Here is a 26,661-nt window from a genome sequence, read left to right as displayed (position 1 = left end):
GCTCTCGACCCGACAAGTCTACGGGCCGGGCGCCGGGCGCGGGACGCGGGCCCGCCCCACGGGGTCCTAGGCCTGCTCGCGCGGCGGGGGCGGCGGCACGGGGCGCAGGGCGGGGCCGGCCGCGGCGAGGGCGGTCTCCTGGGTCCACAGCCGGTGCAGGGCGCAGAACTTGTACCAGTGCTGCTCGAGCACCGCCGGCACGGCCTGCACGGGCACGACCTCCGTCTCGCCGACCGCGACCCCCAGCAGCAGGTCCGCCCCGCCGTAGGCCCACGGCTCCCAGGTGCCGGCCTCGGCGTCCACCAGGGACTCCTCGGCCTTGAGCCCGGCCACGAGCTGGGTGACGACCTTGGTGTCCAGGGACTTCACGCGCCCGTCCCGGTCCGTGCCCTTCGTCTTGTAGTCGATCAGGCAGACCTTGCCCGCGATCCGGGCGACGAGGTCGAGGGTGCCGGCGTAGCCGACGGTCGAGTTCCAGACGGTGACCTCCACGGCGAGGGGCTCGGGGGCGTAGAGGTCCCACCACTCGTCGAAGCGGGAGGCGAAACGCTCCTCGCCGTGCTCGGCCAGGGCGGCCCGCGCCTCCACGGCCCGGTGGGGCTTCCCGAGGGCGCGCAGCGCGATCTGCTCGGCGTAGGTGTGCACCCGGTCCCCGCGGGCCGCGGCGTCGTCCCGGTGCCGCTGCGCGGCCCGGGCGGCGTCCCGCACCACGGCGCGCAGCTGGGCGGGCGAGCCCAGGGCCGCGCGCAGCCGGTCGTCCTGCACCGCCGCCTGCGCGGCGGAGTAGCCGTACCAGCCGTCGAGGTCGGTGGCGGCGCGGGAGAGCACGGTGGTGATGGAGGGGACGGTGGCCTGCTCCGAGGTAGACCTCGCGTACATCCGTCCGTACTCGGTCTGTTCGGCCAGCCTGGGCTGTGTCACGCTGCTCGTCGCCTCTCCGTCGCGTCCCGGGCTCCCCCGGGAGTCCCCGGTGCTCCGGGTCCTGGGCCGCAGGCTACCCACCGCCTCGGACACGGGACGCCCGGGCCCCGCCGGGCACGACGAAGGCCCCGGCTCGGGGAGCCGGGGCCTTCGGGTGGTGCGCGATACTGGGATCGAACCAGTGACCTCTTCCGTGTCAGGGAAGCGCGCTACCGCTGCGCCAATCGCGCTTGACCGGCGGCCTCCGGAGAGGCCGTCAAGCATGGTGGGTCGTGCACCGAGGTGGAGACGGGATTCGAACCCGCGTAGACGGCTTTGCAGGCCGCTGCCTAACCACTCGGCCACCCCACCGGGGCCTCGTCCTCGCGGACAGGGCCGTCGGTCACGGCATGGGACATGCCGATTCCTGCGAGCGGACGACGGGAGTCGAACCCGCGACATCCACCATGGCAAGGTGGTGCTCTACCAGCTGAGCTACGTCCGCATGTCTTTCCGGGGGATCTCTCGATCTTCCGGTGTGGAACTCTATCACAGCCCCTGCGCCCGGCGTTCCCGCCGACCGGGTCCTGCGACATCCGCCGGGGTCCTGGAGCGTTCCGGCCTCGCGGCCGGTCCGTTCGCCGGAACCCGTCGGTGTTCCCGACAGGCAGAGACTGTACGGGACGGATTTCCGGAACGCCAAATCGGCGGCGGGCGCCGCGGCCGGGCGGCCGAATTGGTCCACGGCGCGGTTGTGGGTTATGGTTTTCGAGCAGTGAGCGCGATTGGCGCAGTGGTAGCGCGCTTCGTTCACACCGAAGAGGTCACTGGTTCGAACCCAGTATCGCGCACGAGCACCGACGAGGGCCCCGGCTGAGATCATCTCAGCCGGGGCCCTCGTCGTCGTACCGTCCCCCGACGGGTACGCTCCGGGTCGGCGACGGCGGCGTCCGCCCGCGTCCGCCCCCGGGAGGGCGGCGCGGGCGGACGCGGGAGCCGGGTGCCGGCGGGGCGCCCGGGCGGCGGCCTCAGGCCGTGCGGACGTCCCCCAGGATCCCCTCCCGGGCCAGGGCGGTGAGCCGCGAGACCGCCCGGTGGTACTTCTTCTGGTAGCCGCCGGCCATCATCTCGGCCGTGAAGACCTCGTCGAAGGGCCGGCCGGAGGCGATGATCGGCAGGTTCTTGTCGTAGAGCCGGTCGGCGAGCACCACGAAGCGCAGGGCCACGGCCTGCTGCTCGATCGTGTGCACGTCCTGCCACACGATCGCGTCGATCCCTTCCAGGAGCTTGCGGTACCGGGAGGGGTGCACCCCGGAGAGGTGCTCGATCAGGTCGGCGAACGCGTCCGCGGCCACCACCCGGCCCGGGAACCGCTCCTCGACGGCGCGCTCGAGCTCGTCGCCGGACAGCGGCGCCGGCGCCTGCGGCAGGCCGCGGTGGCGGAAGTCCTCGCCGTCGATGCGCACGACCTCGAACTGGTCGGCCAGCACCTGGATCTCCCGCTGGAAGTCCTGGGCGGCGAAGCGGCCCTCGCCGAGGGAGCCGGGCAGGGTGTTGGACGTCGCGGCGATCCGGACCCCGGCGTCGGCGAGCTCGCGCATCAGGCGGGACATGAGCACGGTGTCCCCGGGGTCGTCGAGCTCGAACTCGTCGATGCACACCAGCTGGTAGGTGCTCAGGGCGTCGACGGCCTTGCGGAACGTCAGCGCGCCCACCAGGTTGGTGTACTCCACGAAGGTGCCGAAGGCCTTCGGCCCGGGCACGGCGTGCCACAGGGAGGCGAGCAGGTGGGTCTTGCCCACGCCGAAGCCGCCGTCGAGGTAGATCCCCGTGCGGACGCCGGCCGAGCGGGGGGCGCCGCCGAAGAGCTTGGCGAAGAAGCCGCCGCCGGAGCCGGCCCGTCCCACGGAGTCCGCGAAGGCGCGCAGCTCCCGCACGGCCCCGGCCTGGGACGGCTGCTGGGGATCGGGGCGGTAGGTGTCGAACGAGACCTCGCCGAAGCGCTCGGACGGGCGGAAGCCCGCCAGCAGCTCGTCGGCCGACACGTGCGGCCGGCGGTCGGTGAGGTGTTCGATGCGGATGCTCACGGGGAGACCTCTCTGTCCGCCGGGCACGACGGCTCGCTGTGTCGGCACGCCGGAGGGACGCGCGGGTGGTCCGGCGATCTTAGCCCGCGGCCCGCGGCCGACGGTGCGCCGACCGCGAAATCCCGGCCGACCCGCCCCCCACGGCTCCCGTGCGGGGGCGGCGCCCGGCCGGGAGCACTACGCTGGAGGGGAATCCGATCCCCACCCCGGAAGGAGCTCCCATGGGCGTTGCCGTGGAGAACAACGAAGAGTTCGCGCAGTACGCGCACCCCGAGCGGCTGGTGTCCACGCAGTGGGTCGCCGAGCACCTGGACGACCCGGGCGTGGTGGTCGTGGAGTCCGACGAGGACGTGCTGCTCTACGAGACCGGGCACGTCCCCGGCGCCGTGAAGGTGGACTGGCACACCGACCTCAACCGCCCCGACACCCGCGACTACGTCGACGGGGCGCAGTTCGCGGAGCTGATGTCCCGCAAGGGCATCTCCCGCGACACCACCGTGGTCCTCTACGGGGACAAGTCGAACTGGTGGGCCGCCTATGCCCTGTGGGTGTTCGAGCTGTTCGGCCACCCGGACGTGCGGCTCATGAACGGCGGGCGGGACAAGTGGATCGCCGAGGGCCGCGAGCTGTCCACCGACAAGGTCGCGCCGGGGCGCGCCGAATACCCGGTCGTCGAGCGCGACGACTCCCGGGCGCGGGCGTACCGGGAGGACGTGCTCGGCCACCTGGGCCGGCAGCCGCTGATCGACGTCCGGTCCCTGCCGGAGTACACCGGTGAGCGCACCCACATGGCCGAGTACCCCCAGGAGGGCACGCTGCGCGGCGGGCACATCCCCACCGCGGCCTCCGTGCCGTGGGCCCGGGCCGCCGCCGAGGACGGCCGGTTCCGCTCCCGCGAGGAGCTCGAGGCGGTCTACCGCGACGAGGTCGGCCTGGCCGAGGGCGACGACATCATCGCCTACTGCCGCATCGGCGAGCGCTCCAGCCACACGTGGTTCGTGCTGAAGTACCTGCTCGGCTTCGAGAAGGTGCGCAACTACGACGGCTCGTGGACCGAGTGGGGCAACTCCGTGCGGGTGCCGATCGTCGTCGGCGAGGAGCGCGGCGAGGCCCCGGGGTCGGCGCGATGAGCGCCCCGCTGCCCGCCCAGCTCGAGGAGCTCGTCGAGGACTTCACGGCCGTCCCGGAGGAGGACAAGCTCCAGCTGCTGCTGGAGTTCTCCCGCTCCCTGCCGGCCCTGCCCGCCCGGCTCGGCGAGCACCCGGAGGAGCTGGAGCAGGTCGTGGAGTGCCAGTCGCCGCTGTTCCTGGCCGTGGAGTGGGACGAGGGCGCCGCACCCGGCCCCGAGACCCCGGTGCGGCTGTTCTTCTCCGCCCCGGCGGAGGCGCCCACCACCCGCGGCTTCGCGTCGATCCTGCACGAGGGGCTCGACGGCCTGCCCGCCCGGCAGGTCCTCGCGGTCCCGGACGACCTGCCGGAGCGCTTCGGCCTGACCCAGCTCGTCTCCCCGCTGCGGATGCGCGGGATGTCGGCGATGCTCGGGCGGGTCAAGCGGCGCGTGCGCGAGCTCCAGGGCGCCTGAGCGCCCACCCCATGGCCAGGACCGCCCGCCGCCCCGCGCCCACGGCCGCCGTCGCCCTCCTGGAGCGGGAGCGGGTGGCCTACACCCGGCACGAGTACGAGCACGACCCCGCGGCGGCGTCCTTCGGACTGGAGGCCGCCGCCGCGCTGGGCCGCGACCCCGGGCAGGTCTTCAAGACCCTCGTGCTCGTCCACGAGCGCGACTGGGCGGTGGCGGTGCTGCCCGTCTCGTCCCGGCTGTCCGTGCGCGCGGCCGCGGCCGCACTGGGCTGGAAGCGGGCGGCCCTGGCCGAGCCCGGCCCGGCGGAGCGGCGCACCGGCTACGTGGTCGGAGGCATCTCCCCGCTGGGCCAGAAGACCCCCTCCCCCACCGTGCTGGACGAGTCCGCGCTCGCGTGGCCCACGGTGCTCGTCTCCGGCGGGCGCCGGGGCCTGGACGTGGAGCTGGCCCCGGCCGAGCTGCTGCGGCTCACGAACGGGCGCACGGCGGCGCTGCGGGCCTGACCGGGTCAGCGCCGCACGGACGCGGCTCCCCCGCAGGACCGGGCGTCCTGCGCCAGCCGCTCCGGCAGCCAGCGCCGCACCGCGTCCTCCCACCGCCGGGGGTCCACGTTCCACTCCTTGGTGTGCCGGGCGCGGGTGAACGGCACGAACTCCACGAGCCGGTTCAGCTCCGCGAGCCGGCGGGAGCTGGCGGCGGGGACGAACTCGTCGTCCACCGAGTGGAGCACCAGCGTGGGCGTGCGCAGCTGCTCGCTGCGGGAGAGCCAGTCGAGGGCCTTGAGGTCCACCGGCGCGGCGAGACCGGTCAGCATCCGCCCCGCCCGGTGGGAGATGAGGCTCGTGGCCAGCCGCCCGATCCCCGAGGGGATGCGCCGGGTGCGGGAGTGGTGGGCGATCAGCTCGAACCAGTCCACCACCGGGCCGGTCAGCACCAGGGCCGCGATGTCGTCGCGGTAGAAGGAGAGGTCGGCCGTCTGCAGGGAGATGGCCCCGCCCATGGACCAGCCGAAGAGCACGATCTGGGTGGCGCCGCGGGACTTGGCGTAGCTGATCGCGGTCTGCACGTCCTTCCACTCCGTGAACCCCAGCCCGTACCGGAAGTCGTGGGTGGGCGGCGCCTCGCGGTCGTTGCGGTAGGAGATCAGCAGGGAGGTCAGCCCGAGCTCCCGGGCCACCGGCACCGCGCGCACCGTCTCCATCCGGTTGGCCCCGCGCCCGTGCACCATGATCGCCCACGGCCCCGGCAGCTCCCGCGGCCGCTCGCCCTCCGGGGTGGGCCCGCCCTCGGCGGGCACGACCCAGCACGGCGCGGGACCCACCTCGATGGGGATCTCGACCTCCTCGAACGGCACCCCGGCGGCGCCGGGGTCCGGGAACACGGTCCCGGACCAGAAGCCGCGGGAGGCCTTCGCGAGGTCCCCCGCGTAGACCTCCTCCACCACCCGGGTCACGGTGCCCTCCTGGGGGGAGTAGGAGCGGATCGCGCCGATCCGGGCGTGGCCGCGGCCGGCGTCGAAGCGCAGGCTGTAGGTGCCGGACACGGTCGTGTCCACCGTGGCCGGCAGCTTCACGAGGGTCGTCGCCGCCGGGTCCCCGTCCTCGCCGCTGCGGCTCAGCCCGAGGATGGGCAGATCCTCGGAGCGGTACTTCGGCGGCACCACGACCTGCCGGGCGAAGTAGGCCGCGGCGGCGCTGGAGAGCCCGAAGGACAGGGAGGCGGCACCCACGGTGGCGGCGGCGCCGACCACGGCGCCGCGCGCCCACGCCGTCGCCGGGGCGGGCGGCGTCGCGGGGGCCGCGGCGGGGGCCGGGAGGAAGCGTCGAGGCATGCCACCAGTCTTCCACGGGGCCGCGGGCATAACCCGGAGGGGCACGTGGTTGTCCCTGCCGGGTGCTCCGGGCCCGGAGCATGCACCAGACCACCCGCCCGACCCCGGAGGACGACACCATGAGCGAGACCACCAGGCACGACGACCGCCACGAGCCCGCCGACCGCCCCGCGCCGGCCGAGCGGACCGAGCAGGACTGGCGCTCGATCCTGTCCCCCGAGGAGTACCACGTGCTGCGGGAGGCCGGGACGGAGCGGCCCTTCACGGGGGAGTACTGGAACTCCGAGACCGAGGGCGTGTACACCTGCCGGGCATGCGGGGCGGAGTTGTTCCGCTCGGAGACGAAGTTCGACGCCCACTGCGGGTGGCCCTCCTTCTACGCGCCGCTCGCGGAGGACCGGGTGCGCTACATCAAGGACACCGCCCTGGGCATGGAGCGCGTGGAGGTCCGGTGCGCGGCCTGCGACTCCCACATGGGCCACGTCTTCGGCGGCGAGGGCTTCCCCACCCCGACCGACCTGCGGTACTGCATCAACTCCGTCTCCGTCCGGCTGGTGCCCGCCTCCTCGTGACCGGGGGCCCGCGCGCGGCGTGGCACCGGCCACACCGGCGCCCGGACGGCCTACCCTTCCAGTGTGAGCACGGTGAGCGACCTGTCAGGGGTGTCCCAGGACTTCCAGGAGGCCCTGGAGCACCTGCTCCGCACCCCGTACCGGGACGGCATCGAGCTCACCGAGATCCCCGCGCCCACGCACCTGGCACCCTTCGCCGCCGCGGTGCGCGCGGAGGTGCGACAGCCGCCGGCCCCGCCCGCCGGCCCTGGCGCGCAGCCCGGCACGGCGCTCCCGGCGCTGCCGCGGGCGGCGTCCCGGACCGACGAGCTCGGGGTCCCGGGACCGGCGGACGAGCTGGCCGCGGGCCGCTTCGTGCTCCTGTTCGACCCCTCCGAGCCCGAGGCCTGGGGCGGGCCGCTGCGGATCGTGACCTGGGCGCGGGCGGCCGTGGGCCGGGAGGTCGGATGTGACGACACCGCCGGGCGGCTCGCCTGGACCCGGCTGCTCGAGTCCCTCCGGCGCCACCGGGCCGGATATTCTCGGGAGGGCGGCACGGCGTCCCGGGTCCTCACCGAGGGCTTCGGGACCCTCGAGGAGCAGGTCGAGGGGGCCGACGTCGAGCTGCGGGCGTCCTGGACGCCCGCCGGGCCCGACGTGGAGCCGCACCTCGCCGCCTGGGCGGACACGGTCTGCGCCTTCGCGGGCCTGCCGCCCTATCCGCGCGGGGTGACCGTGCTGCACCCGCGCCGCTGACCACCGAACCGACCGCGCCCCGACGGGGCCGACACAGAATCGAAGACGCTCCTTGACCAGCCCAGCCGACCGCCGATCCGCGCCCGACGAGCCCTCGACCCCCGTGGTCGCCGGCTTCGAGGACTACGAGATCCCCGACAGCGTCCACCTCGCGGCCCCGTTCGACGGCGTCCCGCCCGTCATCGGGACGGTGGCCGGGCTCGAGCGGGCCGCCGCCGCCGTCGCCGGGGGGACGGGCCCGGCCGCGATCGACACCGAGCGCGCCTCCGGCTTCCGCTACGGCCAGCGCGCCTTCCTCGTCCAGCTGCGCCGCGAGGGAGTGGGCACCGTGCTCATCGACCCCGAGGCCACGGGGTCCCTGGCCGTGCTCAACGAGGCGCTCGCCGGCGTGGAGTGGGTGCTGCACGCGGCCACGCAGGACCTGCCGTCGCTGCGGGCGCTGGACATGGAGCCGGACCGGCTCTTCGACACCGAGCTGGGCGGGCGCATCGCCGGGCTGCGGAGGGTCGGCCTGGCCGCCGAGACGGAGGAGCTGCTCGGCTACACGCTGGCGAAGGAGCACTCCGCCGTCGACTGGTCCCGGCGGCCCCTGCCGCAGGACTGGCTCAACTACGCCGCCCTCGACGTGGAGATGCTCATCCCGCTGCGCTGGGCGATGGAGGACCTGCTCCGGGAGCAGGGCAAGCTTGAGTGGGCCCTGGAGGAGTTCGAGGCCGTGCGCACGGCCCCGCCCGCCCCGCCGCGTCAGGATCCGTGGCGCAGGACCTCCGGGATCAACAAGGTCAAGGGCCGCCGCCAGCTCACCGCGCTGCGCCTGCTGTGGGAGGAGCGCGAGCGGCTGGCCCAGCACAAGGACCTCTCCCCCAGCCGGCTGCTGCCCGACGCCGCCCTCGTGGCGGCCGCCTCGGCCATGCCCCGGACCGTGCCCCAGCTGCTGGCCACGCCCGGCTTCCACGGCCGGCAGGCCGCACGCGAGGCCCCGCGCTGGCTGCGGGCGATTGCCGAGGCCCGCAACGCCGCCGACCTCGTGCCCGTCACCGTGAAGTCCGACGCCCTGCCGCCCGTGAAGGCCTGGGAGGTCAAGCGTCCCGAGGCCGCCGCCCGGCTGAAGGTCCTCAAGCCGGTCGTGACCGAGCTGGCGGAGGAGCACGGGCTGCCGACCGAGAACCTGCTCACCCCGGAGCACCTGCGCCGCTTCTGCTGGCAGCCGCCCAAGAGCACCGGCGACCAGGCGGTCGCCGACCGGCTGCGCGACCTCGGCGCCCGCCGCTGGCAGGTGGAGCTCACGGCGCCCGTCATCGGCGCGACGTGGCGGGAGCTGCGGGCCCGCAAGCGCGCCGCCCGCCACGCCGAACAGCCCTCCGCCGAGCAGTTCCCCACCGAGGTCTCCTCCACCGAGCTCTCCCCCGCCGAGCAGGCCCCGGCCGCTCCGTCCCCGGCGAAGCAGCCCGGGACCGGGCTCCCGGCGGCCGGCGGCGAGGGGGCACCGGCCGCCTGAGCCGCCGGTCCCCCGGCGGCCGGCCGTGCGGTGCCGCCCCTGCCGGGCCGCGCCCGGGACGGCACGACGACGGGCCCCGGCCGTCGGCCGGGGCCCGTCACGGGGCTGCTGGGGTCAGCGCTGGGTGTCGCCGGGGGCCGGACGCGGCTCGGCCGGCTCCAGCGGGGACTCCGGGGTGACCGGCTTCGCCGTCTGCAGGTCCGCGTAGCCGGGGGTGGACGTGCCGGTCGTCGCGCCGGTGTCGCCCGAGGAGCCGGAGACCTTGTCCTTGACCGTCGCGGACGCGTCCGAGGCCTTGGTGCCGACCGTGTCGGCGGCCTTCTTGGCGGAGTCGGCGAGCTTGCCGCCGACCACGGGCACCTCCGACTTGACCCAGTCGGTCCCCTCGGAGACCTTCGCCTGTACCTTGGGGTCCTGCCAGGTCTTCACGGCGTTCTGCTTCAGGGTCTCATAGCTCTTGCGGCCCGAGGCCGAGCCGACCACGAAGCCGACGCCGAAACCGGTCACGAAGATGAGTCGCTTGATCATGGTGCTGTCCTTCCGTCCGTCCCGGCGCTGCCGCCGGGAACGGGTCGGAGCCACTCGTGCACGGCTCGTCCCCGGTGTCTGTTGTCATCATCATCCTACTGATGACATGCTGCGGCCGACACCGCCTCCCGCCGCGCTCCGCTGAGAGCGATCACCCGCCGCGCCCGGGCGCACGTCCCGGGCGCACGACCCGGCCGCCGGCCGTCCGCACGGGTGGGGCCCGCCGGGCCCCGGCGGCGGCGCCTAGACTGGCGGGGCACCCGCCGGACTGCCGACGACAGGACCCCCATGGCCGCGCCCGACTTCCCCGCCGTCTCCTCTTCCGCGCTGCCCCGGCGCACGGTCCTGGGGGTGGCCTGCGCGGGTCTGGGCGCCGCCGCGGCGCTGAGCGCGTGCGGCGGCCAGGACGGGCCGCCGGAGGGACCCGTGGAGCCCGTGGACGCGGGCGCCGTCGAGGACGTGCCCGTGGGCTCCGGCGTCAAGGTGGACCGGGACGGGGTGCAGGCGGTGGTGGCCCGGCCGGCGGAGGACACGGTCGTGGCGTTCTCCCCCGTGTGCCCGCACCAGGGCTGCATGGTCGTGCCCGAGGAGCAGCTCTACGTCTGCCCCTGTCACGCGTCGCAGTTCGACCTCGCGACCGGGGAGGTCCGGGGCGGACCCGCCCGGACGGGCCTCACCCCGTACCCGGTGGCCGTCCGGGAGGGCCGGATCGTCCTCGGCTGAGCCGCTCAGCCGCGGCCCGGCCGCGGCAGGGAGGTGCCGTTGCGGGCGGTGTCCGGGAGGATCCCGTCGTCCTGCGCCTCGACCGGGCGGGCGTAGGGCACCCGGGTGCCGAGCACGGAGGCCAGGGTGTCCTGGGCGACGCGCTGGGCGGTGAGCCCCACCCGCTCCAGGACCTGCGCGCGCGAGCCGTGCGCGAGGAACCGGGTCGGCAGCCCGACCTCGTTCAGGGCGGTGTCGACGCCGGCGGCGCGCATCTCCTGCCGGATCCGCGAGCCGATCCCGCCGGCGCGCACCCCGTCCTCCACCACGACCACGATCCGGTGCTGGGCGGCGAGCTCGATGACCGATCCGGGCACCGGCAGGACCCACCGGGGGTCGACCACGGTGGAGGACACCCCGTGGGCCTCCAGCCGGTCGGCGACGTCCAGGCACAGCCCGCTCATGGCGCCGACGGAGACGATCAGGACGTCGCGGCGGGCCCCCTCGGTGCCGCTCTCCCCGCCGCGGCGGGCGAGGACGTCCACGCCGTCGGTGAGCCGCTCGACCGCCGGGACGGGCGTGCCCACCGATCCCTTGGGGTAGCGGATGACCGTGGGGGCGTCGGCGACGGCCACCGCCTCGCGCAGCTCCTCGACCAGGGTCGGCTCGTCGCGGGGGGCGGCGAGGTGCAGTCCGGGGACGATCTGGAGCAGCGCCAGGTCCCACATGCCGTGGTGGCTGGGCCCGTCCGGCCCGGTGACCCCGGCCCGGTCCAGGACCAGGGTGACCCCGGCCCGGTGCAGGGCCACGTCCATGAGCAGCTGGTCGAAGCCGCGGTTGAGGAACGTGGCGTACAGGGCGACCACCGGGTGGAGCCCGCCGTAGGCCATGCCCGCGGCCATCGCCACGGCGTGCTGCTCGGCGATCCCCACGTCCACGACGCGGTCGGGGTGGGCGGCCTGCATCTTCTGCAGGCCCACCGGGATGAGCATGGCCCCGGTGATGCCCACGACGTCCTCGCGCTCGTCGGCGATCCGTGCGATCTCGTCGCGGAACACGGCCGTCCAGCTGCGCTCGGAGCTCGTCGCGGTGGAGCGTCCCGTGACCGGGTCGATGACGCCCACGGCGTGGAACTGGTCGTCCTCGTGGGCGATCGCGGGGGCGTACCCGTGGCCCTTCTCCGTGATGGCGTGCACGATGACGGGCCCGCCGTAGTTCTTGGCGTTGCTCAGCGCCTGCTCGACCGCCTCGAGGTCGTGCCCGTCCACCGGGCCCAGGTACTTCATGCCGAGGTCCTCGAAGATACCCTGCGGGACCACGACGTCCTTGAGGCCCTGCTTCATCCCGTGCAGGCCCCGGTAGAGCATCTCCCCCACCGGTCCGGAGTGCTTGAGCAGGTTCTTCACCGACTCGAGGGTCTGCTCGTAGCGCCGGTCGGTGCGCACGGCGTCCACGCCCTGCTGCACGCTCGCCTGCAGCTCGGCCAGGTGGTTGGCGAACCCGCCCACCGTGGGGGCGTAGGAGCGGCCGTTGTCGTTGACCACGATCACGACCTTACGGTCGCGGTCGGAGGCGATGTTGTTGACGGCCTCCCACGCCATGCCGCCGGTCAGCGCACCGTCCCCGACGAGCACCACGGTGTGCCGGTCGGTCTGCCCCGTCAGGGCGTAGCCGCGGGAGATGCCGTCCGCCCAGGACAGGGACGAGGACGCGTGCGAGGACTCGACGATGTCGTGCGCCGACTCCGCCCGGTCCGGGTAGCCGGCGAGGCCGCCCTCCTGGCGCAGCGTGCGGAAGTCCTGGCGGCCGGTGAGCAGCTTGTGCACGTAGGATTGGTGCCCGGTGTCGAAGACCACGGAGTCCCGGGGCGAGTCGAAGACGCGGTGGACCGCCATGGTCAGCTCCACGACCCCCAGGTTGGGGCCCAAGTGGCCCCCCGTCGCGGAGACGTGGGTAACGAGGAACTCGCGGATCTCGGCGGCCAGCTCGGTCAGCTCCGCGCGGGTCAGCCCCGCGAGGTCCTCGGGCCCGGACACCCGTTCCAGCACGCTCATGCTTCCTCCCGCACTCCTCGGCGTCGTGGTCGGCCGTTCCGGGGTCGCCGGGGCGGCACGTTCCCCGATCCTACTCGCTCGCCCCGACACCCCCGGGCAGCACGAGGGGCCCGGTCCGTCGCCGGACCGGGCCCCTCGTGCGTCCTGGATCAGGACCGGGCGGGCGCCCGTGCTCCCCCGGCGCGCCGTGGCGCGCCCGGGGACCTACTGGGCGATCTGCCGCAGCACGTACTGCAGGATGCCGCCGTTGCGGTAGTAGTCCGCCTCGCCCGGCGTGTCGATGCGCAGGACCGCGTCGAACTCGACCGTGGAGCCGTCCTCCTTCGTGGCGGCGACCTTCAGCGTCTTCGGGGTGGTCCCCTCGTTGAGCGCCGTCACCCCCTGGATGGCGAAGGTCTCGGTGCCGTCCAGGCCGAGGGACCCGGCGGACTCCCCGGCCGGGAACTGCAGCGGCAGCACGCCCATGCCGATGAGGTTCGAGCGGTGGATGCGCTCGTAGCTCTCGGCGATGACGGCCTTGACGCCCAGCAGCGAGGTGCCCTTGGCCGCCCAGTCGCGCGAGGACCCGGAGCCGTACTCCTTGCCGCCCAGCACGACCAGCGGGACGCCGGCCTGCTGGTAGTTCATCGCGGCGTCGTACACGGCGGCCTGGGGGCCGCCCTCCTGGGTGAAGTCGCGGGTGAAGCCGCCCTCCACGCCGTCCAGCAGCTGGTTCTTGATCCGGATGTTGGCGAAGGTGCCGCGGATCATGACCTCGTGGTTGCCGCGCCGGGAGCCGTAGGAGTTGAAGTCCTTGCGCTCCACGCCGTTGGCGATGAGGTACTTGCCGGCCGGGGTGTCGGACTTGAAGGAGCCCGCCGGGGAGATGTGGTCGGTGGTGACCGAGTCGCCCAGCTTGAGCAGCACCCGGGCGCCGGCGATGTCCTCGACCGGGGTCGTCTCCATCGTCATGCCCTCGAAGTACGGGGGCTTGCGCACGTAGGTGGACTGCGGATCCCACTCGAAGGTCTTGCCGGTGGGGGTGTCCAGGTTCTGCCAGCGCTCGTCGCCGTCGAAGATGGTGCCGTACTCGCGGGTGAACATCTCCGTGTCGATGGACGCGTCGATGATCCTCTGCACCTCGGCCGGCTCCGGCCAGATGTCCTTGAGGAAGACGTCGTTGCCGTCCGCGTCCTGGCCCAGGGGCTCGCTCTCGAAGTCGAAGTCCATGTTGCCGGCCAGGGCGTAGGCGATCACCAGCGGCGGGGACGCCAGGTAGTTCATCTTCACGTCCGGGTTGATCCGGCCCTCGAAGTTGCGGTTGCCGGAGAGCACCGAGGTCACGGCCAGGTCGTTGTCCTGGATGGCCTGGGAGATCTCCTCCTCCAGCGGCCCCGAGTTGCCGATGCAGGTGGCGCAGCCGTAGCCCACGACGTAGAAGCCGAGCTCCTCCAGCGCCGGCACCAGACCGGACTTCTCGTAGTAGTCGGTGACCACCTTGGAGCCCGGGGCGATCGAGGTCTTGACCCACGGCTTCGCCTTGAGGCCCTTCTCGACGGCGTTGCGCGCCAGCACCGCCGCGGCCATCATGACCGACGGGTTCGAGGTGTTGGTGCAGGAGGTGATCGAGGCGATCGACACCGCGCCGTGGTCGAGCTCGAACTCCCGGCCGTCGGGCATGGTCACGGGGACCAGCTTCGTCGGCCGGTCGGACTCCTCGTGGGCGTGGTGCTCGCGCGGCTCCTCGTTCTTCGTGTGGCTGTGCTCCGGCATGTAGGCCGGGGCGTCCGAGGCCGGGAAGGACTGGGCCGACTGGTCGTCCGCGGTGTTGCCGGAGGCGCTGTCGTCCACGTGCGTGGCGTAGTTCTGCAGGTCCTCGTGGAACTGCGCCTTCGCGTCGGTGAGGGAGATGCGGTCCTGGGGGCGCTTCGGCCCGGAGATCGAGGGGACCACGGTGGAGAGGTCCAGCTCGAGGTACTCCGAGAAGGCGATCTCCTCGGCCGGGTCGTGCCACATGCCCTGTTCCTTGACGTACGCCTCGACGAGCGCGACCTGCTCCTCGGAGCGGCCGGTCAGGCGCAGGTAGTCCAGGGTGACGTCGTCGATCGGGAAGATCGCGGCGGTCGAGCCGAACTCGGGGCTCATGTTGCCGATGGTGGCGCGGTTGGCCAGCGGCACCGCGCCCACGCCCTCGCCGTAGAACTCCACGAACTTGCCGACCACGCCGTGCTTGCGCAGCATCTCGGTGATGGTCAGCACCACGTCGGTGGCGGTGGCGCCGGCCGGGATCTGGCCGGTCAGCTTGAAGCCGACCACGCGCGGGATCAGCATCGAGATGGGCTGGCCGAGCATCGCGGCCTCGGCCTCGATGCCGCCCACGCCCCAGCCGAGCACGCCCAGGCCGTTCTCCATGGTCGTGTGCGAGTCGGTGCCCACGCAGGTGTCCGGGTAGGCGCGCAGGACGCCGTCGACCTCGCGGGTCATGACGACGCGGGCCAGGTTCTCGATGTTGACCTGGTGGACGATGCCCATGCCCGGGGGGACGACCTTGAAGTCGTCGAAGGCGGTCTGGCCCCAGCGCAGGAACTGGTAGCGCTCGCCGTTGCGCTGGTACTCGATGTCCATGTTGCGCTCGATCGACTCCGGGCTGCCGAACGAGTCGATCTGCACGGAGTGGTCGATCACGAGCTCGGCCGGGGCCAGCGGGTTGACCCGGGCAGGGTCGCCGCCGAGGTCCGCGACGGCCTCGCGCATCGTGGCGAGGTCGACGATGCAGGGCACGCCGGTGAAGTCCTGCATGATCACGCGGCCCGGGGTGAACTGGATCTCGATGCTGGGCTCGGCCTCCGGGTCCCAGCCGGCCAGGGCCTGGATGTGCTCGGCCGTGATGTTGGCGCCGTCCTCGGTGCGCAACAGGTTCTCGAGCAGAACCTTGAGGCTGTAGGGGAGCTTCTGCGCCCCCTCCAGCGTGTTCAGTCGGAAAATCTCGTATTCGGTGCCGTCGACGTCGAGAACGCCCTTGGCTCCGAAGCTGTCCACCGTGCTCATATGCGTGGAACTCCTCTCGCCACCGTCATGGAAACGCCCGCGGGAGGACCCCGGCGAAGTGCCGGGTGTTCTCCCGTGAACAGTCACCTGTCAGTGTAGCCCGAGTGCGCGCGGTGGCTCCCGGGCCGCCGTGGCGGCGCGGACACAACCGGGCCCGGCTCAGGGCTCCAGGACGGCCAGGGTCTCGACGTGGTGGGTGTTGGGGTACATGTCGAAGGCCCGCACCGACCGCACCCGCCACCCGGCCCGGCGGAACCGGCCGAGGTCCCGCGCCAGGGTGGCCGGGTCGCAGGCGAGGTAGGCGATCCGGCGCGGGGCCAGGGCCACGAGCTGGTCCACGACCACCCGCCCGGCCCCCGCCCGGGGCGGGTCCAGGACCACGACGTCCGGCCGGGCCGCCGCCCGGGCCCGTCCGGGGGACCTGCGTCCCCGGGGGCGGGCGGTGCCCGGCCAGAGCCGGGCGGCGACCTTGTCGACGCTGCCGCGCTCCACCCGGACCTGCGGGCGGTCGGCGAAGGTGCGCCGCGCGTCGGCGCTCGTGACCGGCGAGCCCTCGACGGCGAGCACGGACCCGGCGGGGCCGACCGCGTCCGCGAGCGCGGCCGTGAACAGGCCCGCGCCGGCGTACAGGTCCAGGGCGTGCTCCCCCGGGCGCGCCCCGGCCGCTGTCGGCACCGCCTCGAGCAGCAGGCCGGGGGCGCTGCGGTGGATCTGCCAGAACCCCTCGGCCGAGACCTCCCAGCGGTGGGCGCCGGCGTGCTCGACGACGGCCGCCCGCCCGGACCACGTCTCGAGCTCGCGGGAGTCCTCGGCGCGGGCGGTGACGGAGACCTCCCGGCCGGCGGCGAGGCGGTCCAGCTCCCGGCGCAGCCGCTGCCGGTCGGCCCCGGCGGCCAGGGCCAGGTGGACCAGCGGCGTCCCGCCGCCGGCCGGGGCCGCGACGTCCACGCGCGCCACGCCCCGCAGGTCCAGCGCGGCCAGCCGCAGGTCGTCGATCGCGGGGACGACGAGCGGGAAGCCGTCGACCGGGACGACGGCGGCGCTGCGGTGGGGGTGCATCCCGATCCGCCCGGCGGCGTCCACGGCGAAGTGCGCCCGGGTGCGCCAGCCCAGGCCCAGGACGTCCTCGCCGGGCATGGCCTCGACCTCCACCGCGGTCTCGAGACCGGCCAGGCGGGAGAGCTGCTCGGCGACCACCGCCGCCTTCAGCCGGCGCTGGGCCGGGAGCTCGGCGTGGCCGAACTCCGCCCCGCCCACGGGCGGCTGCCCGCGCCGCCAGCTCAGCAGCGCGTCGGCCGGGGCCCAGACGTGCCGGTCGCGGCGGCCGGGGCCGGCCTCCAGGACCGCGACCACGTCGCCGCGCCAGAAGCGCTCCTCGGGCCCGGCCTCCGTGAGCCGGACCCGGACCAGCTCCCCGGGCAGGCCGTGGCGGACGAAGACCACCCGGCCCTCGCCGGTGCGGGCCACGGTGTGGCCGCCGTGGGCGATCGGGCCGAGGCGCAGCTCGAGCTCGTCGTGCGCGTCGGGGGTGGCCGGGAGGTGCGGGGAGGTCACGGTCGGGCGGCTCTCTGCTGGGGGGCGGGTGCGGACTCGGGGCCCACGTCCTGGCCGGCGGCCGAGGACAGGTGCCAGGGTACCGAGGCGGTCATGACCCCGCGCTCCTGGTGCAGGCGGGCGCGCAGCGGGCGGATCGCCTGGTTGTGCAGCAGCCGCTCCCAGCGGTGGCGCACCACGTACTCGGGCAGGTAGACCACGACCAGGTCCCGCGGGGACTTCCGGCGGACCCCGCGCACGTGGTCGATCACGGGGCCGATGGTGTCGCGGTAGGGGGCGTCGAGCACGGTGACGGGCACCGGGATCTCGAGCCGCTGCCACTCGGCCAGGATCCGCCGGGTGGCGGCGGCGTTGGTGTCCACGACCACCGCCTCGAGGGTCGAGGGCCGGGACGCCCGGGCGTAGGCGAGGGCGCGCATGAGGGGCTTGCGCACGGAGGAGACGTAGATGATGGCGTGCACCCGGGAGGGCAGGGCCCGCACCGGGGAGTCCGGCTGCAGGGCGAGCTCGGCGTCCACGGCGTCGTAGTGCCGGCGGACCCCGGCCATCACGGCGCTGAGGAGCGCGATGGCCACGAGGGTGATCCACGCGCCCTGGGTCAGCTTGGTCACGAGCACGACCACGAGCACGGCCGCGCACAGCACGAAGGCGACCAGGGCCACCGCCCGGCGGCCGAACAGCTCCCGCCGCGCCCCGGGGTGGGGCCGCATCCGCCGGACCCGCCCCCAGTGCCTGACCATGCCCGCCTGGGTGAGGGTGAAGGAGACGAACACGCCCACGATGTAGAGCTGGATGAGGCGGTTGACGTTGGCCCCGAACGCCACGGTGAGGACCACGGCCACGAGCAGCAGCAGCAGGATGCCGTTGGTGAAGGCGAACCGGTCCCCGCGCGCCTGCAGCTGCCGGGGCAGGAAGGCGTCGCGCGACAGGCGGGACGCCAGCGTGGGGAATCCGGAGAAGGCCGTGTTGGCGGCCAGCACCAGCACCCCCACGGTGGCGGCCACGAGCACGTAGAACCACAGCGACTCGGTGCCGAAGACCGTCTTGGCGAGCTGGCCCAGGACGGGGTCCTGGAAGAAGCCGGGGGCCGGGAGGCGGCCGTCCACGAGCAGCTGCTCCTCGGGGTTGCCGACGACGACGACGTCCGTGCGGTCCGCGAGGTACATGACCCCGGCGAGCATGGCCGCCGAGAGCGCGCCCAGCAGGCCGAGGGTGGCCGCCGCGTTGGCGGCGCGCGGCTTGCGGAAGTAGGGCACGGAGTTGGTGATGGTCTCCACGCCGGTCAGGGCCACGGCCCCGGAGGAGAAGGCCCGGAGCACCAGCAGCGCCCCGGCCAGGCCGGTCAGCCCGGCGTCGAAGCCGGCGGCGGGGAGGACCTCCCGGCCCGCGCTCGGGGCCTGCCCCAGGGACCCGGCGAGGTCCTGGCCCAGGCCCACGAGCAGCAGCGCGGCGAGCACGGCCAGGAAGAAGTAGGTGGGCACGGCGGCGGCCCGGCCGATGAAGGCCAGTCCGCGCAGGTTGAGCAGCCCGACGAGCAGCACCCCCGCCACCGCGAGCTCCACCCGCCGTTCCGCCAGCCCGGGCAGGGCCGCCGTGACGTACTGCGCGGCGGTGGCCATGGACACCGCCACGACCAGCGCGTAGTCGGCCATCAGGGCCGCCCCGACCCCGACGCCGGCGGTGCGCCCGAGGTTGCGGGAGACGATCTCGTAGTCGCCGCCGCCGGAGGGATAGGCGCGCACGTTCTGCCGGTAGGCGGCGATGACCACCGCGAGCACCACGAGCACGGCCAGCCCCACCCACGGGGAGATCGCGACCGCGGTGGTCCCCGCCAGGGCGAGCGTGAGGATGATTTCGTCGGGCGCGTACGCCACCGAGGACAGCGCGTCCGCGGAGAACACCGGCAGGGCCGTGCGCTTGGGCAGCACGGCGTCGCGTAACCGCTCGTTGTGGATGGGCTTGCCGACGAGTGCGCGGCGCAGCGTCCGGGGAATGCTCTGCACGGCTCCCCACGGTAGTCCGTCCGGCACCGATTGTCCGCCGGGGCGGGCGCGGGTGCGCCGCCCCGCGTGGCCTAGGCTGAGGGCATGGCGCATTTCGTGATCATGGGAGTGGGGCGCGTCGGCGTCATGGTCGCGCACACCCTGGAGGACTCCGGGCACACCGTGGCGGTGATCGACCAGGACGACCGCGCCTTCCGCCGGCTGCGCAAGTCCTTCGAGGGCCGGAAGGTCACCGGGCTGGGCTTCGACCGCGAGGTGCTGCGCCGGGCCGGGATCGAGGAGGCCTACGCGTTCGCGGCCGTCTCCAGCGGGGACAACTCCAACATCATCGCCGCGCGGGTGGCGCGCGAGACCTTCAAGGTCCGCCACGTGGTCGCCCGCATCTACGACCCCTCCCGCGCGGAGTTCTACCAGCGCCTGGGCATCCCCACGGTCGCCGCCGTGCGCTGGAGCGCGGACCAGGCGCTGCGCCGGATCCTGCCCGAGCAGTCCATCACCGCCGACTTCCGGGAGGCCTCGGGACGGCTGCAGCTGGGCGAGCTGTCCCTCGACGACTCGTGGTCGGGTCTGCACCTGGAGGCGATCGAGGAGGCCGCCGGCGTGCGCGTGGCCTTCGTGACCCGCTTCGGGGAGGGCGTCCTGCCCGGCCCGGACACCAGCTACCAGCAGGGGGACGTGGTGCACGCCATGATGCGCACGGGCGAGGTGGAGGCGGTCGCGCGCATCCTCTCGCGCCCGCCGGACCCGGACGTCCTGGACCTCGCCGACTCCCTGCGCCGCGACGCCGAGGACGCGTCCGGCTCCGACCGCGCCTACCCGGGGGGCAGCTGATGCGCGTGGTCGTGGTGGGCGCGGGCGCCGTGGGGGCCTCGATCGCCCGGGAGCTGCTCTCCCACCACCACGAGGTGGTGATCTTCGACGAGAAGCCCGAGGTGATCGGGCGCTCCGACCTGCGCGGCGCCCAGTGGATCATCGGGGACGCCTGCGAGCTCTCCACGCTGCGTGAGGGCGGGCTGGAGGAGACCGACGTCGTCGTCGCGGCCACGGGCGACGACAAGGCGAACCTGGTGGTGTCCCTGCTGGCGCGCAGCGAGTTCGGGGTGCCCCGCACGGTGGGCCGGGTGAACAACCCCAAGAACGAATGGCTCTTCGACGACGCGTGGGGCGTGGACGTGGCCGTCTCCACGCCGCGGCTGATGACCGCGCTCGTGGAGGAGGCCGTGGAGGTGGGCGACGTGGTGCGGCTGCTGACCCTCCAGACGGGCGGGGCGACCCTCTCCGCCTACACCGTCCCGCACGAGCACCCGGTCATCGCCTCGATGGTCTCCCAGGTGCCGTGGCCCCCGGACGTGACGCTGGTGGCGATCCTGCGCGACGGCGTGCCCATCACCCCCTCCGGCGACGACGTCCTGGAGGGCGCCGACCAGCTGTTCTTCGTCTCCACCGCCGCGGGCGAGGGTCAGCTGCGCGCGATGTTCACGACCGCCGACCGGCACGAGCCGCCGGAGGGCTGAGCCGGGCCGGGCGGCTCGGCCGGCGCCGTCCCGCCCGGTGTCCTACGCCGTGCCGTCCCGCCCGGTGTCCTGCTCCGTGCCGTCCCGCCCGGTGCCGTCCTGCCCGGCGTCCTGCTCGGCGGCGATCTCCTCCGGCGGCCGGGAAACCAGCCACGCCAGCCAGAGGGTCAGCGCGTACAGGGGCACGCCCATGACCAGCCGGGCCACGCCCAGCCCGGTGAGGTTCTCCGCGAGGTACAGCGGCACCTGCACCAGGAGCCGGGCCGCGAACATGGCCATGAGCATGACCGTGGCCACCCGGTAGGCGCGCCGGCGCACCGGGACGGCACGCCACTCGGTGCCCTCCCCCCGGATGTAGCCGTAGAACACCCCGAGCAGCGGCCAGCCCGCGAGCAGCGAGACGCCCAGGCCCGCGAAGGAGACCGTGTTGATCCAGAACCCGGGGACGTAGTAGTCCAGGGCCTCGCCGGTGGCCCGGGCGAACAGCGCGCACACGCCCACGCCCACCACGCCGGAGACCGCCTGGACCAGGCTCTGGCGCCGGACCAGGCGCAGCACCGTGAACGCGGCCGCGGTGCCGAGGGACGCGAGCAGGGCCACGCCCAGGGCGTCGCCCACCAGGAGCACGGCCAGGAAGACGAAGCCCGGCAGGATCGTCTCGGCCAGGCCCCGCCAGCCCCCGACGGCGTGCAGCACGTCGAGCTGCCCGTTGTCCTTGCGCCGCATCCCGGAGCGGGCCGCGTAGGCGGCCATCGAGTCCTCCACCCCGGCGCGGCGCGGGGCGGGACCCGCCGTCCCGTCCGGCTCCCCGGGACGCGTCATCGGTCGACCTGCCACATGTGCTGTTCCGTCCTATCTGCTGACCTGCTTGGCGACGATCTCGTAGCGCGGGTTGAACATGGTGGGGCGGCCGTCGCGGAAGCTCACGACCCCCACGCAGCGCAGCCGCGTCCCGGCGGTCACGCCCGGCACGCTGCGCTGGCCCTGCCACACGAGCAGCAGCGGCCCCGGCTCCGCGGCGCCCGGCTCCGGCGCGCACTCCGGCGCCAGCAGCGCCGTGTAGTTCTGCACCCCGGTCACCGGAGGCACGGTCACCTCGAGCACCTGGCCGGTGGCCATCACGCGGTGCCGGCCGCCGGCGGCCGCCGGGTCGAGGTCCCCGGCGCATACGGGGGCCTCGGTCACCACGTCGATCGCCCCGGTCGCCGATCCCGCCCGGAGCGAGCCGAGCTGCACGTGCCCCACGGCTCAGCCGATCTCGGTGATCTCGGGGCCGCGCCGCGGCGGGGCCACGGGCCCGGGCTCCGGCGTCGGGGCCGGCGCCCGGACGGCGCCCTCCGGCACGGTCAGCGGCAGCAGCTCCCGCGGGGGCATGGGACGGTCGCCGCGCACCACGACGAGCTCGCGCACGACCTCCTCGAGGGCGGCGGACTCGGCCGCCACCGCGGCGGTGCCGGTGAACACCGCGCGCACGAACCAGCGGGGCCCGTCGATGCCGACAAAGCGCGCGAGGCGGAACCCGCGGGTCCCGTCCGAGGCCGTGGCGGGGAAGCGGGTGAGCACCTGGAGCCCGAAGGGCCCCTCCTCCACCGTGGGCTCCCCGCTGCCTTCGCGCAGGGACTGGACGAGCTCGCGGCGGACCTCCTCCCACAGCCCCTCGGAGCGGGGCGCGGCGAAGGCCTGGACCTGCACGGAACCGCCGGCGAGGTCGAGCGCCACCGCACGCGGGCGCTGGGTCCGCTCGTCGACCTCCAGGCGCACTCCCAGCCCCTGCCGGGGGCGCACGAGCAGCGCCCCCAGGTCGAGGTAGCCGTCCCGGTCCTCGAGCTGGGACACGTCCAGCGGCCCCTGCGGCTCCCGGGACGGTGCCGGCTGCTCCTCGGGGGCGTCCAGCGGCTGCTCCGGGGCGTCCTGCGCCGCCGGCTTCTTCTTCTTGCGACCGAACATGTTCTCGTTCTCCTCCGCCGGCACGCGTGCCGGCTCGTGGCGTCAGCTCTGGGGTCGGCTCGGGGTCAGGCGGTGCCGCTGGAGCCGAAGCCCGTCCCGCCGCGTTCGGACCCCGGCAGGGCGTCGACGACCTCGAAGACGGCCTGCTCCACGCGCTGCACCACGAGCTGGGCGATGCGGTCCCCGCGGCTGACCCGGAAGGGCTCGTCCCGGTCCGTGTTGAGCAGCGTCACCATGATCTCCCCGCGGTAGCCGGCGTCCACCGTGCCGGGGGCGTTGACCACCGTGATGCCGTGGCGGGCGGCGAGACCCGAGCGCGGGTGGACGAACCCGGCGTAGCCCTCGGGCAGCGCGATCGCCACGCCCGTGGGCACCAGGGCGCGCTCACCGGGGCCGAGGGTCACGTCGGCGCGCGAGCGCAGGTCCGCGCCGGCGTCGCCGGCCTTCGCGTACACGGGCAGGGGGAGCTCCGGGTCGAGGGCCTGCAGCGCGATGCTGAGCGGGCGCCCGGGGCCCGGGGAAGGCCGGTGGCCTGTCGACTGGTCGTTCACAGTGCCCCACTCTAACGCGCCGCACCGTGCCCGCGGTCGTGAGAACCTTGACCCATGTCCCACCCTGCTTCCTCCAGCGCGTCCCCGTCCGACGACCCCCGCGCCGCCCGCCCGTCCCCCGCCGGCGCCCCCGGGGCGCGGGTCCTCTACGAGGAGAAGCTCACCGCCGCGTGGTGGATGTGGCTCCTCGTCCTCTTCACCGGGCTGGTCGCCCTCGTGTCGCTCGCGCCCATCAACCTCTGGGTGGCCGGGCTCGCCGCCCTCGTGGTCGCGGGCGGCACCGCCGCGGCGATGGTCGCCTCCACGAGCTCCATCGTGATCACCGACGAGTTCCTCCAGGTGGGCCGGGCCCGGATCGAGCGCCGCTTCGTCGGTGCCGCCGAGGCCTTCCGCGGGGACGAGGTGCGTCGCGTGCGCGGGCCCGAGCTCGACGGCCGCGCGTTCATGAACTTCCGGGCGTCCGTGGGCCCGGTGGTGCGGATCCGCATCACCGACCCCGTGGATCCCACCCCGTACTGGCTGACGTCGACGCGGCACCCCGAGCGGATCGTGGAGGTGCTGTCCCAGCCGGTGTGAGCCCCGCGCCCCGAACGAGAGGAGCCCCGCCGCGACGTGCGTCGCGGCGGGGCTCCTGCGGTTCTCGGGCGGTCGGGCGGGTGCGGGGCTCAGCCCACGCACTCGATGCAGTACTTCACGCCGTTCTTCTCCTCGGCGACCTGGGACCGGTGGCGCACCAGGAAGCACGAGCCGCAGGTGAACTCGTCCTCCTGGGCCGGCAGCACCACCACGGAGAGCTCCTCGTTGGAGAGGTCCGCACCCGGCAGCTCGAAGCTCTCGGCTGCCGCCGCCTCGTCCTCGTCGACGCTGCCCGACTGCGGGTCGCTGCGACGCGTCTGCAGCTCCTCGATCGAGTCCTCCTTGAGCTCGTCGTCCTGCTTGCGCGGCGCGTCGTAATCAGTGGCCATAGTCGGTCTTCGCTCCAAGATGGGTCCGGGGCGAGCTCCGGGACGGCTGCCGCGCCGCCCGCCGGGCTCTGTATCGCGTAGATTGTTCACCATGTGAGGGCAAAAATCCAACCGTCCTCCTGCCCGGGAACACGCGCTCGGAACGGTTCCCGGACGGCGTCCGGCGACCGCCGTGCGGCGGCCAGTAGGATGGGGCGGCAGGGCCGCACCCGCAGCACGGCCGCGGCCGCCGGCCCCGCCGCGCAGTCCCCGCTCGACGACCGCGAGCGCACCCGAGAACCACCCGGAGGAATGACAGCATGGAGCAGTTGCGCCTGGCAGGTGTGCACGACGACGGTGAGCACCTGGTCGTCGAGGACGAGACGGGCACCCGCCGCCTGCTGCGGATCGACCAGGAGCTGCGCCTGGCCGTCCAGCGCGCCCGGCGCCTCGCCGGCACGCGCTCCCGGGGCACGGGCCAGTTCGGTCCGCGCGAGATCCAGGCCCGGTTCCGTGCCGGGGCCACGGTCGAGGAGATCGTGGCCGAGAGCGGCTGGGAGGCCGCCCGCGTCCGCCGCTACGAGTGGCCGATCCTCGCCGAGCGCGCCCACGTCGCCGCCGAGGCGCAGAAGGTCGAGATCGAGGACCGCTCCGCCCACCGGGGCTACCACTCCGTCTTCGAGGGCGAGCCGCTGACCCTGGGCCGCGCCGTGGCCCACCGGGCCGGGGACCTGGGCGTGGACCCCTCGTCGCTCGAGTGGGACTCCTGGCAGCGCGAGGACCACCTGTGGACCGTGGTCGCCCGCTTCTCCGTGTCCGATCCCGGGGCCGCCCCCACCCATGACGAGCCGCAGGCCGAGTGGCTCTACAACCCGGCGAACCAGAGCGTGCGCCCGGCCAACCCCTGGGCGGAGGCCCTCACCGAGGCCGGCGCCCCCGACACGCCGCTCGGGACCGGCCTGGGCGTCCTCGACGGCGGGCTCGACCCGGAGCTGACGCAGCTGCGCCGCTCGGCCGTGGAGGCCGACGACCTGCTGGACGTGCTGCAGGCCCGGCGCGGTCAGCGCATCGGCGAGGACGTGGAGGGCGACGATGCCCTGGCCGAGCTGCTGGGCCGCGGCATGGGACACGTCGAGCGGCGTCCCCGCCCGCTGGCCGCGCCGGAGGACACCCCGGTCTTCGACCGGCCCTTCCAGCCCGCCACCCGGTTCCCCGACGCTCCCCCGGCTCCGCAGGACACGGACCCCCAGGACACGGCCGCGGACGGCGGCGCACCGGCGGCCGGTCCCGGCACGGCACCGGCCGCCCTCGAGGGCACCGCCGCCCCCCGCACCGCGGAGCCGGACACGGCCGTCCAGAACCCCGCCGTCCAGGACGCGCCCGCGCAGGGCCCGGCGGCGCACCGGCCCGCGCACCAGGACTCCCCGGAACAGGGCTCCCCGGAGCAGGCCGTCCCGGCGCAGGACGTCCCCGGCCCGGTCGCCGCGCCCCGGCCGTCCGACCCCGCCCCGGAGGCACCGGCCGGCGGCCCCGCGTCCGACGGCGCCGAGGACGCGGGCACCGAGTCCTCCGGCGGCGAGGACGCCGCGCCCGAGCGGCCCCGGCCGCGCAACCGCACGGCCAAGGCGCGCCGCTCCGCGCGCTCCTCCGTGCCCAGCTGGGACGAGATCGTCTTCGGCAGCTCCGCCGACTGAGTTCCCCGCCCCGGCGCGCGCCGGCCTGCGGCGCACCGGGACGGCCACGGGATAGAGTGCACGCAGCAGGGGCCGGTCCGCGCCGTTCCCGCGGGCCCGCGCGCTCCCCCGTCCTGCGTGCGTCCCGCCCCGAGCGCGGCCCGGACGCACGCAACCACGTCAGGGGCAGCAGGTCATGGGCAATTCGATCGAGGACGATCTGTTCGGCGAGGACGAGCGCGACGGCGCCGCCGGGGCGTCGGCGCCCGCCGACCGGAGCGGGACCGAGGCGCCGGCCGGACCGGCCCGGGGCTCCGGGCCCGGCCGGGTCGTGGCCGGGCTCGTGCTCGGCGCGGTGGTCCTGGTGGTGCTGGCCGGCGTCGGCGCCCTCTATCTCGGTGGCGTGGGACGCGACCTGTTCGGGGCCGGCCGGGAGGCGCAGTTCGTCCCGGCTCCCTCCGTGAGCCGCACGCCCACCGCCACGCCCACGCCGTCGCGCACGCCCTCCCCGACGCCCACCCGGTCCCGGACCCGCACGCCCGCGCCCAGCCCGTCCGGGGAGCCGGCGCCGCAGCCCGTCGAGCCAGTGGCCCCGGTCGCCCCCGTCGAGCCGCAGCCGGCGGCCCCCGCGCCCGTCGCCCCGGCCCCGGTGGCACCGGCCCCGGTGGTCCCCGCTCCGGTGGCTCCCGCCCCGGTGGTCCCCGCGCAGGCCGACCCCGCCCCGGTCGTGCCCGCCCCCGTCCCCCCGACCCCGAGCCCGGCCGGGACCCCGGCGCCGAGCACCGGCAGCCCCGTGCCCGACGGCGAGGAGGAGACCGGCGAGGAGGCCGACGCGGAACCGTTGGCGGGGCCGGCCACCGCGGGCGAGGACGGGACCGCCGCCGGCGAGGAGGAGGCCGCGGAGGCCACCCCGGAGATCTCCGAGGAGGAGCCCGCGGCCACCCCCTGACCGGGCGGCC

The 26,661-nt window shown here is 74.7% G+C and carries 25 protein-coding genes and 4 tRNA genes; 13 read left to right on the top strand and 16 right to left on the bottom strand.

From position 1 onward, the window contains the following. Positions 1 to 66: 66 nt before the first annotated feature. The 4 genes from ACWCOM_RS08075 to ACWCOM_RS08060 form a co-directional block, all read right to left on the bottom strand. Positions 67 to 921: a cytochrome gene (locus tag ACWCOM_RS08075; protein ID WP_454548224.1), complete on the bottom strand. Its 855-nt coding sequence runs from the start codon at positions 919 to 921 to the stop codon at positions 67 to 69. A 155-nt stretch (positions 922 to 1,076) separates the two neighbouring features. Further along, positions 1,077 to 1,151, bottom strand: a tRNA-Val gene (locus ACWCOM_RS08070). Between the two features lie 50 nt (positions 1,152 to 1,201). Beyond that, positions 1,202 to 1,272 (bottom strand) — tRNA-Cys (locus ACWCOM_RS08065). A gap of 60 nt (positions 1,273 to 1,332) precedes the next feature. Then, positions 1,333 to 1,405: transfer RNA gene (locus ACWCOM_RS08060), tRNA-Gly, on the bottom strand. 274 nt (positions 1,406 to 1,679) lie between these two features. Here ACWCOM_RS08060 and ACWCOM_RS08055 point away from each other — a divergent pair. Then, positions 1,680 to 1,751, top strand: a tRNA-Val gene (locus ACWCOM_RS08055). A 177-nt stretch (positions 1,752 to 1,928) separates the two neighbouring features. On the opposite strand, the gene zapE is transcribed toward ACWCOM_RS08055, so the two are convergent. Continuing rightward, positions 1,929 to 2,987 carry a cell division protein ZapE gene (gene zapE / locus ACWCOM_RS08050; RefSeq protein WP_454548223.1) on the bottom strand — a complete coding sequence of 353 codons (1,059 nt, stop codon included), beginning with the start codon at positions 2,985 to 2,987 and terminating at the stop codon, positions 1,929 to 1,931. 221 nt (positions 2,988 to 3,208) lie between these two features. On the opposite strand from zapE, the gene ACWCOM_RS08045 reads away from it, so the two are divergent. From ACWCOM_RS08045 to ybaK, 3 genes are read left to right on the top strand one after another with little or no spacing between them, the layout of a single operon-like run. Continuing rightward, positions 3,209 to 4,117 carry a sulfurtransferase gene (locus ACWCOM_RS08045; protein WP_454548222.1) on the top strand — a complete coding sequence of 303 codons (909 nt, stop codon included), beginning with the start codon at positions 3,209 to 3,211 and terminating at the stop codon, positions 4,115 to 4,117. Further along, positions 4,114 to 4,569 carry a SufE family protein gene (locus tag ACWCOM_RS08040; protein WP_454548221.1) on the top strand — a complete coding sequence of 152 codons (456 nt, stop codon included), beginning with the start codon at positions 4,114 to 4,116 and terminating at the stop codon, positions 4,567 to 4,569. Before ACWCOM_RS08045 ends, ACWCOM_RS08040 begins: the two co-directional genes overlap by 4 nt. Positions 4,570 to 4,580: 11 nt before the next feature. Further along, positions 4,581 to 5,072: a Cys-tRNA(Pro) deacylase gene (gene ybaK / locus ACWCOM_RS08035; protein WP_454548220.1), complete on the top strand. Its 492-nt coding sequence runs from the start codon at positions 4,581 to 4,583 to the stop codon at positions 5,070 to 5,072. A 5-nt stretch (positions 5,073 to 5,077) separates the two neighbouring features. On the opposite strand, the gene ACWCOM_RS08030 is transcribed toward ybaK, so the two are convergent. Further along, positions 5,078 to 6,400 carry an alpha/beta hydrolase family protein gene (locus ACWCOM_RS08030; protein ID WP_454548219.1) on the bottom strand — a complete coding sequence of 441 codons (1,323 nt, stop codon included), beginning with the start codon at positions 6,398 to 6,400 and terminating at the stop codon, positions 5,078 to 5,080. Between the two features lie 119 nt (positions 6,401 to 6,519). Here ACWCOM_RS08030 and msrB point away from each other — a divergent pair, with 119 nt between their 5' ends. The 3 genes from msrB (at position 6,520) to ACWCOM_RS08015 (ending at position 9,205) form a co-directional block, all read left to right on the top strand. Then, positions 6,520 to 6,972 carry a peptide-methionine (R)-S-oxide reductase MsrB gene (gene msrB / locus ACWCOM_RS08025; protein ID WP_454548218.1) on the top strand — a complete coding sequence of 151 codons (453 nt, stop codon included), beginning with the start codon at positions 6,520 to 6,522 and terminating at the stop codon, positions 6,970 to 6,972. Between the two features lie 72 nt (positions 6,973 to 7,044). Then, positions 7,045 to 7,707 (top strand): DUF3000 family protein, encoded by a 663-nt coding sequence (locus ACWCOM_RS08020; protein ID WP_454548294.1) that lies wholly within the window; start codon positions 7,045 to 7,047, stop codon positions 7,705 to 7,707. A 52-nt stretch (positions 7,708 to 7,759) separates the two neighbouring features. Continuing rightward, positions 7,760 to 9,205, top strand: a complete 1,446-nt coding sequence (locus tag ACWCOM_RS08015) for an HRDC domain-containing protein (RefSeq protein ID WP_454548217.1) — start codon at positions 7,760 to 7,762, stop codon at positions 9,203 to 9,205. Between the two features lie 114 nt (positions 9,206 to 9,319). Here ACWCOM_RS08015 and ACWCOM_RS08010 read toward each other — a convergent pair whose 3' ends face one another. Further along, positions 9,320 to 9,733 carry a hypothetical protein gene (locus ACWCOM_RS08010; protein ID WP_454548216.1) on the bottom strand — a complete coding sequence of 138 codons (414 nt, stop codon included), beginning with the start codon at positions 9,731 to 9,733 and terminating at the stop codon, positions 9,320 to 9,322. Between the two features lie 288 nt (positions 9,734 to 10,021). Between ACWCOM_RS08010 and ACWCOM_RS08005 the strand changes: the two genes are divergently transcribed. Then, positions 10,022 to 10,456 (top strand): Rieske (2Fe-2S) protein, encoded by a 435-nt coding sequence (locus ACWCOM_RS08005; RefSeq protein ID WP_454548215.1) that lies wholly within the window; start codon positions 10,022 to 10,024, stop codon positions 10,454 to 10,456. 5 nt (positions 10,457 to 10,461) lie between these two features. Here the strand turns inward: ACWCOM_RS08005 and dxs are convergent, their stop codons facing one another. From dxs to ACWCOM_RS07985, 4 genes are all read right to left on the bottom strand, one after another. Next, a complete protein-coding gene (dxs, locus tag ACWCOM_RS08000) occupies positions 10,462 to 12,489 on the bottom strand; it encodes a 1-deoxy-D-xylulose-5-phosphate synthase (protein ID WP_454548214.1) in 2,028 nt (675 codons plus the stop codon). Positions 12,490 to 12,693: 204 nt separating this feature from the next. Continuing rightward, positions 12,694 to 15,516 carry an aconitate hydratase gene (locus ACWCOM_RS07995; protein ID WP_454548213.1) on the bottom strand — a complete coding sequence of 941 codons (2,823 nt, stop codon included), beginning with the start codon at positions 15,514 to 15,516 and terminating at the stop codon, positions 12,694 to 12,696. 159 nt (positions 15,517 to 15,675) lie between these two features. Further along, the gene (locus tag ACWCOM_RS07990; protein WP_454548212.1) at positions 15,676 to 17,070 is read right to left on the bottom strand and encodes a class I SAM-dependent RNA methyltransferase; all 1,395 of its coding nucleotides are present in this window, start codon (positions 17,068 to 17,070) and stop codon (positions 15,676 to 15,678) included. Continuing rightward, complete coding sequence (locus ACWCOM_RS07985; protein WP_454548211.1) at positions 17,067 to 19,073, bottom strand: APC family permease; 2,007 nt, start codon at positions 19,071 to 19,073, stop codon at positions 17,067 to 17,069. The genes ACWCOM_RS07990 and ACWCOM_RS07985 overlap by 4 nt, the downstream gene beginning before the upstream one ends. Positions 19,074 to 19,157: 84 nt before the next feature. On the opposite strand from ACWCOM_RS07985, the gene ACWCOM_RS07980 reads away from it, so the two are divergent. Beyond that, complete coding sequence (locus ACWCOM_RS07980) at positions 19,158 to 19,904, top strand: potassium channel family protein (RefSeq protein WP_454548210.1); 747 nt, start codon at positions 19,158 to 19,160, stop codon at positions 19,902 to 19,904. After that, positions 19,904 to 20,587, top strand: a complete 684-nt coding sequence (locus ACWCOM_RS07975; protein WP_454548209.1) for a potassium channel family protein — start codon at positions 19,904 to 19,906, stop codon at positions 20,585 to 20,587. The genes ACWCOM_RS07980 and ACWCOM_RS07975 overlap by 1 nt, the downstream gene beginning before the upstream one ends. A gap of 42 nt (positions 20,588 to 20,629) precedes the next feature. Here the strand turns inward: ACWCOM_RS07975 and ACWCOM_RS07970 are convergent, their stop codons facing one another. The 4 genes from ACWCOM_RS07970 to dut all read right to left on the bottom strand — a co-directional run bounded on the left by ACWCOM_RS07970 (position 20,630) and on the right by dut (position 23,028). Next, positions 20,630 to 21,409, bottom strand: a complete 780-nt coding sequence (locus ACWCOM_RS07970; protein WP_454548208.1) for a DUF3159 domain-containing protein — start codon at positions 21,407 to 21,409, stop codon at positions 20,630 to 20,632. 30 nt (positions 21,410 to 21,439) lie between these two features. Beyond that, the gene (locus tag ACWCOM_RS07965; protein WP_454548207.1) at positions 21,440 to 21,832 is read right to left on the bottom strand and encodes a hypothetical protein; all 393 of its coding nucleotides are present in this window, start codon (positions 21,830 to 21,832) and stop codon (positions 21,440 to 21,442) included. A gap of 3 nt (positions 21,833 to 21,835) precedes the next feature. Next, the gene (locus ACWCOM_RS07960) at positions 21,836 to 22,534 is read right to left on the bottom strand and encodes a DUF3710 domain-containing protein (protein WP_454548206.1); all 699 of its coding nucleotides are present in this window, start codon (positions 22,532 to 22,534) and stop codon (positions 21,836 to 21,838) included. A 65-nt stretch (positions 22,535 to 22,599) separates the two neighbouring features. Then, positions 22,600 to 23,028 carry a dUTP diphosphatase gene (gene dut / locus ACWCOM_RS07955; RefSeq protein WP_454548293.1) on the bottom strand — a complete coding sequence of 143 codons (429 nt, stop codon included), beginning with the start codon at positions 23,026 to 23,028 and terminating at the stop codon, positions 22,600 to 22,602. Positions 23,029 to 23,139: 111 nt separating this feature from the next. Here dut and ACWCOM_RS07950 point away from each other — a divergent pair, with 111 nt between their 5' ends. Then, positions 23,140 to 23,661, top strand: coding sequence for a DUF3093 domain-containing protein (locus tag ACWCOM_RS07950; protein WP_454548205.1), 522 nt, complete (start codon positions 23,140 to 23,142; stop codon positions 23,659 to 23,661). A gap of 89 nt (positions 23,662 to 23,750) precedes the next feature. On the opposite strand, the gene ACWCOM_RS07945 is transcribed toward ACWCOM_RS07950, so the two are convergent. Further along, on the bottom strand, positions 23,751 to 24,050 hold the full coding sequence (locus tag ACWCOM_RS07945) for a DUF4193 domain-containing protein (RefSeq protein WP_047802547.1): 300 nt from the start codon (positions 24,048 to 24,050) through the stop codon (positions 23,751 to 23,753). Positions 24,051 to 24,349: 299 nt separating this feature from the next. Here ACWCOM_RS07945 and sepH point away from each other — a divergent pair, with 299 nt between their 5' ends. Then, positions 24,350 to 25,723 (top strand): septation protein SepH, encoded by a 1,374-nt coding sequence (gene sepH, locus ACWCOM_RS07940; protein ID WP_454548204.1) that lies wholly within the window; start codon positions 24,350 to 24,352, stop codon positions 25,721 to 25,723. Positions 25,724 to 25,898: 175 nt separating this feature from the next. Then, positions 25,899 to 26,651, top strand: a complete 753-nt coding sequence (locus ACWCOM_RS07935) for a hypothetical protein (RefSeq protein WP_454548203.1) — start codon at positions 25,899 to 25,901, stop codon at positions 26,649 to 26,651. The last annotated feature ends 10 nt before the right edge of the window (positions 26,652 to 26,661 follow it).

It is taken from the genome of Kocuria sp. KH4, from assembly GCF_053711175.1.
Note: the sequence above shows the minus strand (reverse complement) of the source record. Positions and strands in the feature narration are given on the sequence as shown.

Excerpts from the sequence above, each read along its gene's own strand:
- ACWCOM_RS08045 (WP_454548222.1), top strand. The coding sequence starts at position 3,209 with ATGGGCGTTGCCGTGGAGAACAACGAAGAGTTCGCGCAGTACGCGCAC.
- ACWCOM_RS08040 (WP_454548221.1), top strand. The coding sequence starts at position 4,114 with ATGAGCGCCCCGCTGCCCGCCCAGCTCGAGGAGCTCGTCGAGGACTTC.
- ybaK (WP_454548220.1), top strand. The coding sequence starts at position 4,581 with ATGGCCAGGACCGCCCGCCGCCCCGCGCCCACGGCCGCCGTCGCCCTC.
- ACWCOM_RS08030 (WP_454548219.1), bottom strand. The coding sequence starts at position 6,400 with ATGCCTCGACGCTTCCTCCCGGCCCCCGCCGCGGCCCCCGCGACGCCG.
- msrB (WP_454548218.1), top strand. The coding sequence starts at position 6,520 with ATGAGCGAGACCACCAGGCACGACGACCGCCACGAGCCCGCCGACCGC.
- ACWCOM_RS08010 (WP_454548216.1), bottom strand. The coding sequence starts at position 9,733 with ATGATCAAGCGACTCATCTTCGTGACCGGTTTCGGCGTCGGCTTCGTG.
- ACWCOM_RS08005 (WP_454548215.1), top strand. The coding sequence starts at position 10,022 with ATGGCCGCGCCCGACTTCCCCGCCGTCTCCTCTTCCGCGCTGCCCCGG.
- dxs (WP_454548214.1), bottom strand. The coding sequence starts at position 12,489 with ATGAGCGTGCTGGAACGGGTGTCCGGGCCCGAGGACCTCGCGGGGCTG.
- ACWCOM_RS07995 (WP_454548213.1), bottom strand. The coding sequence starts at position 15,516 with ATGAGCACGGTGGACAGCTTCGGAGCCAAGGGCGTTCTCGACGTCGAC.
- ACWCOM_RS07980 (WP_454548210.1), top strand. The coding sequence starts at position 19,158 with ATGGCGCATTTCGTGATCATGGGAGTGGGGCGCGTCGGCGTCATGGTC.
- ACWCOM_RS07975 (WP_454548209.1), top strand. The coding sequence starts at position 19,904 with ATGCGCGTGGTCGTGGTGGGCGCGGGCGCCGTGGGGGCCTCGATCGCC.
- ACWCOM_RS07970 (WP_454548208.1), bottom strand. The coding sequence starts at position 21,409 with ATGACGCGTCCCGGGGAGCCGGACGGGACGGCGGGTCCCGCCCCGCGC.
- ACWCOM_RS07960 (WP_454548206.1), bottom strand. The coding sequence starts at position 22,534 with ATGTTCGGTCGCAAGAAGAAGAAGCCGGCGGCGCAGGACGCCCCGGAG.
- ACWCOM_RS07950 (WP_454548205.1), top strand. The coding sequence starts at position 23,140 with ATGTCCCACCCTGCTTCCTCCAGCGCGTCCCCGTCCGACGACCCCCGC.
- ACWCOM_RS07945 (WP_047802547.1), bottom strand. The coding sequence starts at position 24,050 with ATGGCCACTGATTACGACGCGCCGCGCAAGCAGGACGACGAGCTCAAG.
- sepH (WP_454548204.1), top strand. The coding sequence starts at position 24,350 with ATGGAGCAGTTGCGCCTGGCAGGTGTGCACGACGACGGTGAGCACCTG.
- ACWCOM_RS07935 (WP_454548203.1), top strand. The coding sequence starts at position 25,899 with ATGGGCAATTCGATCGAGGACGATCTGTTCGGCGAGGACGAGCGCGAC.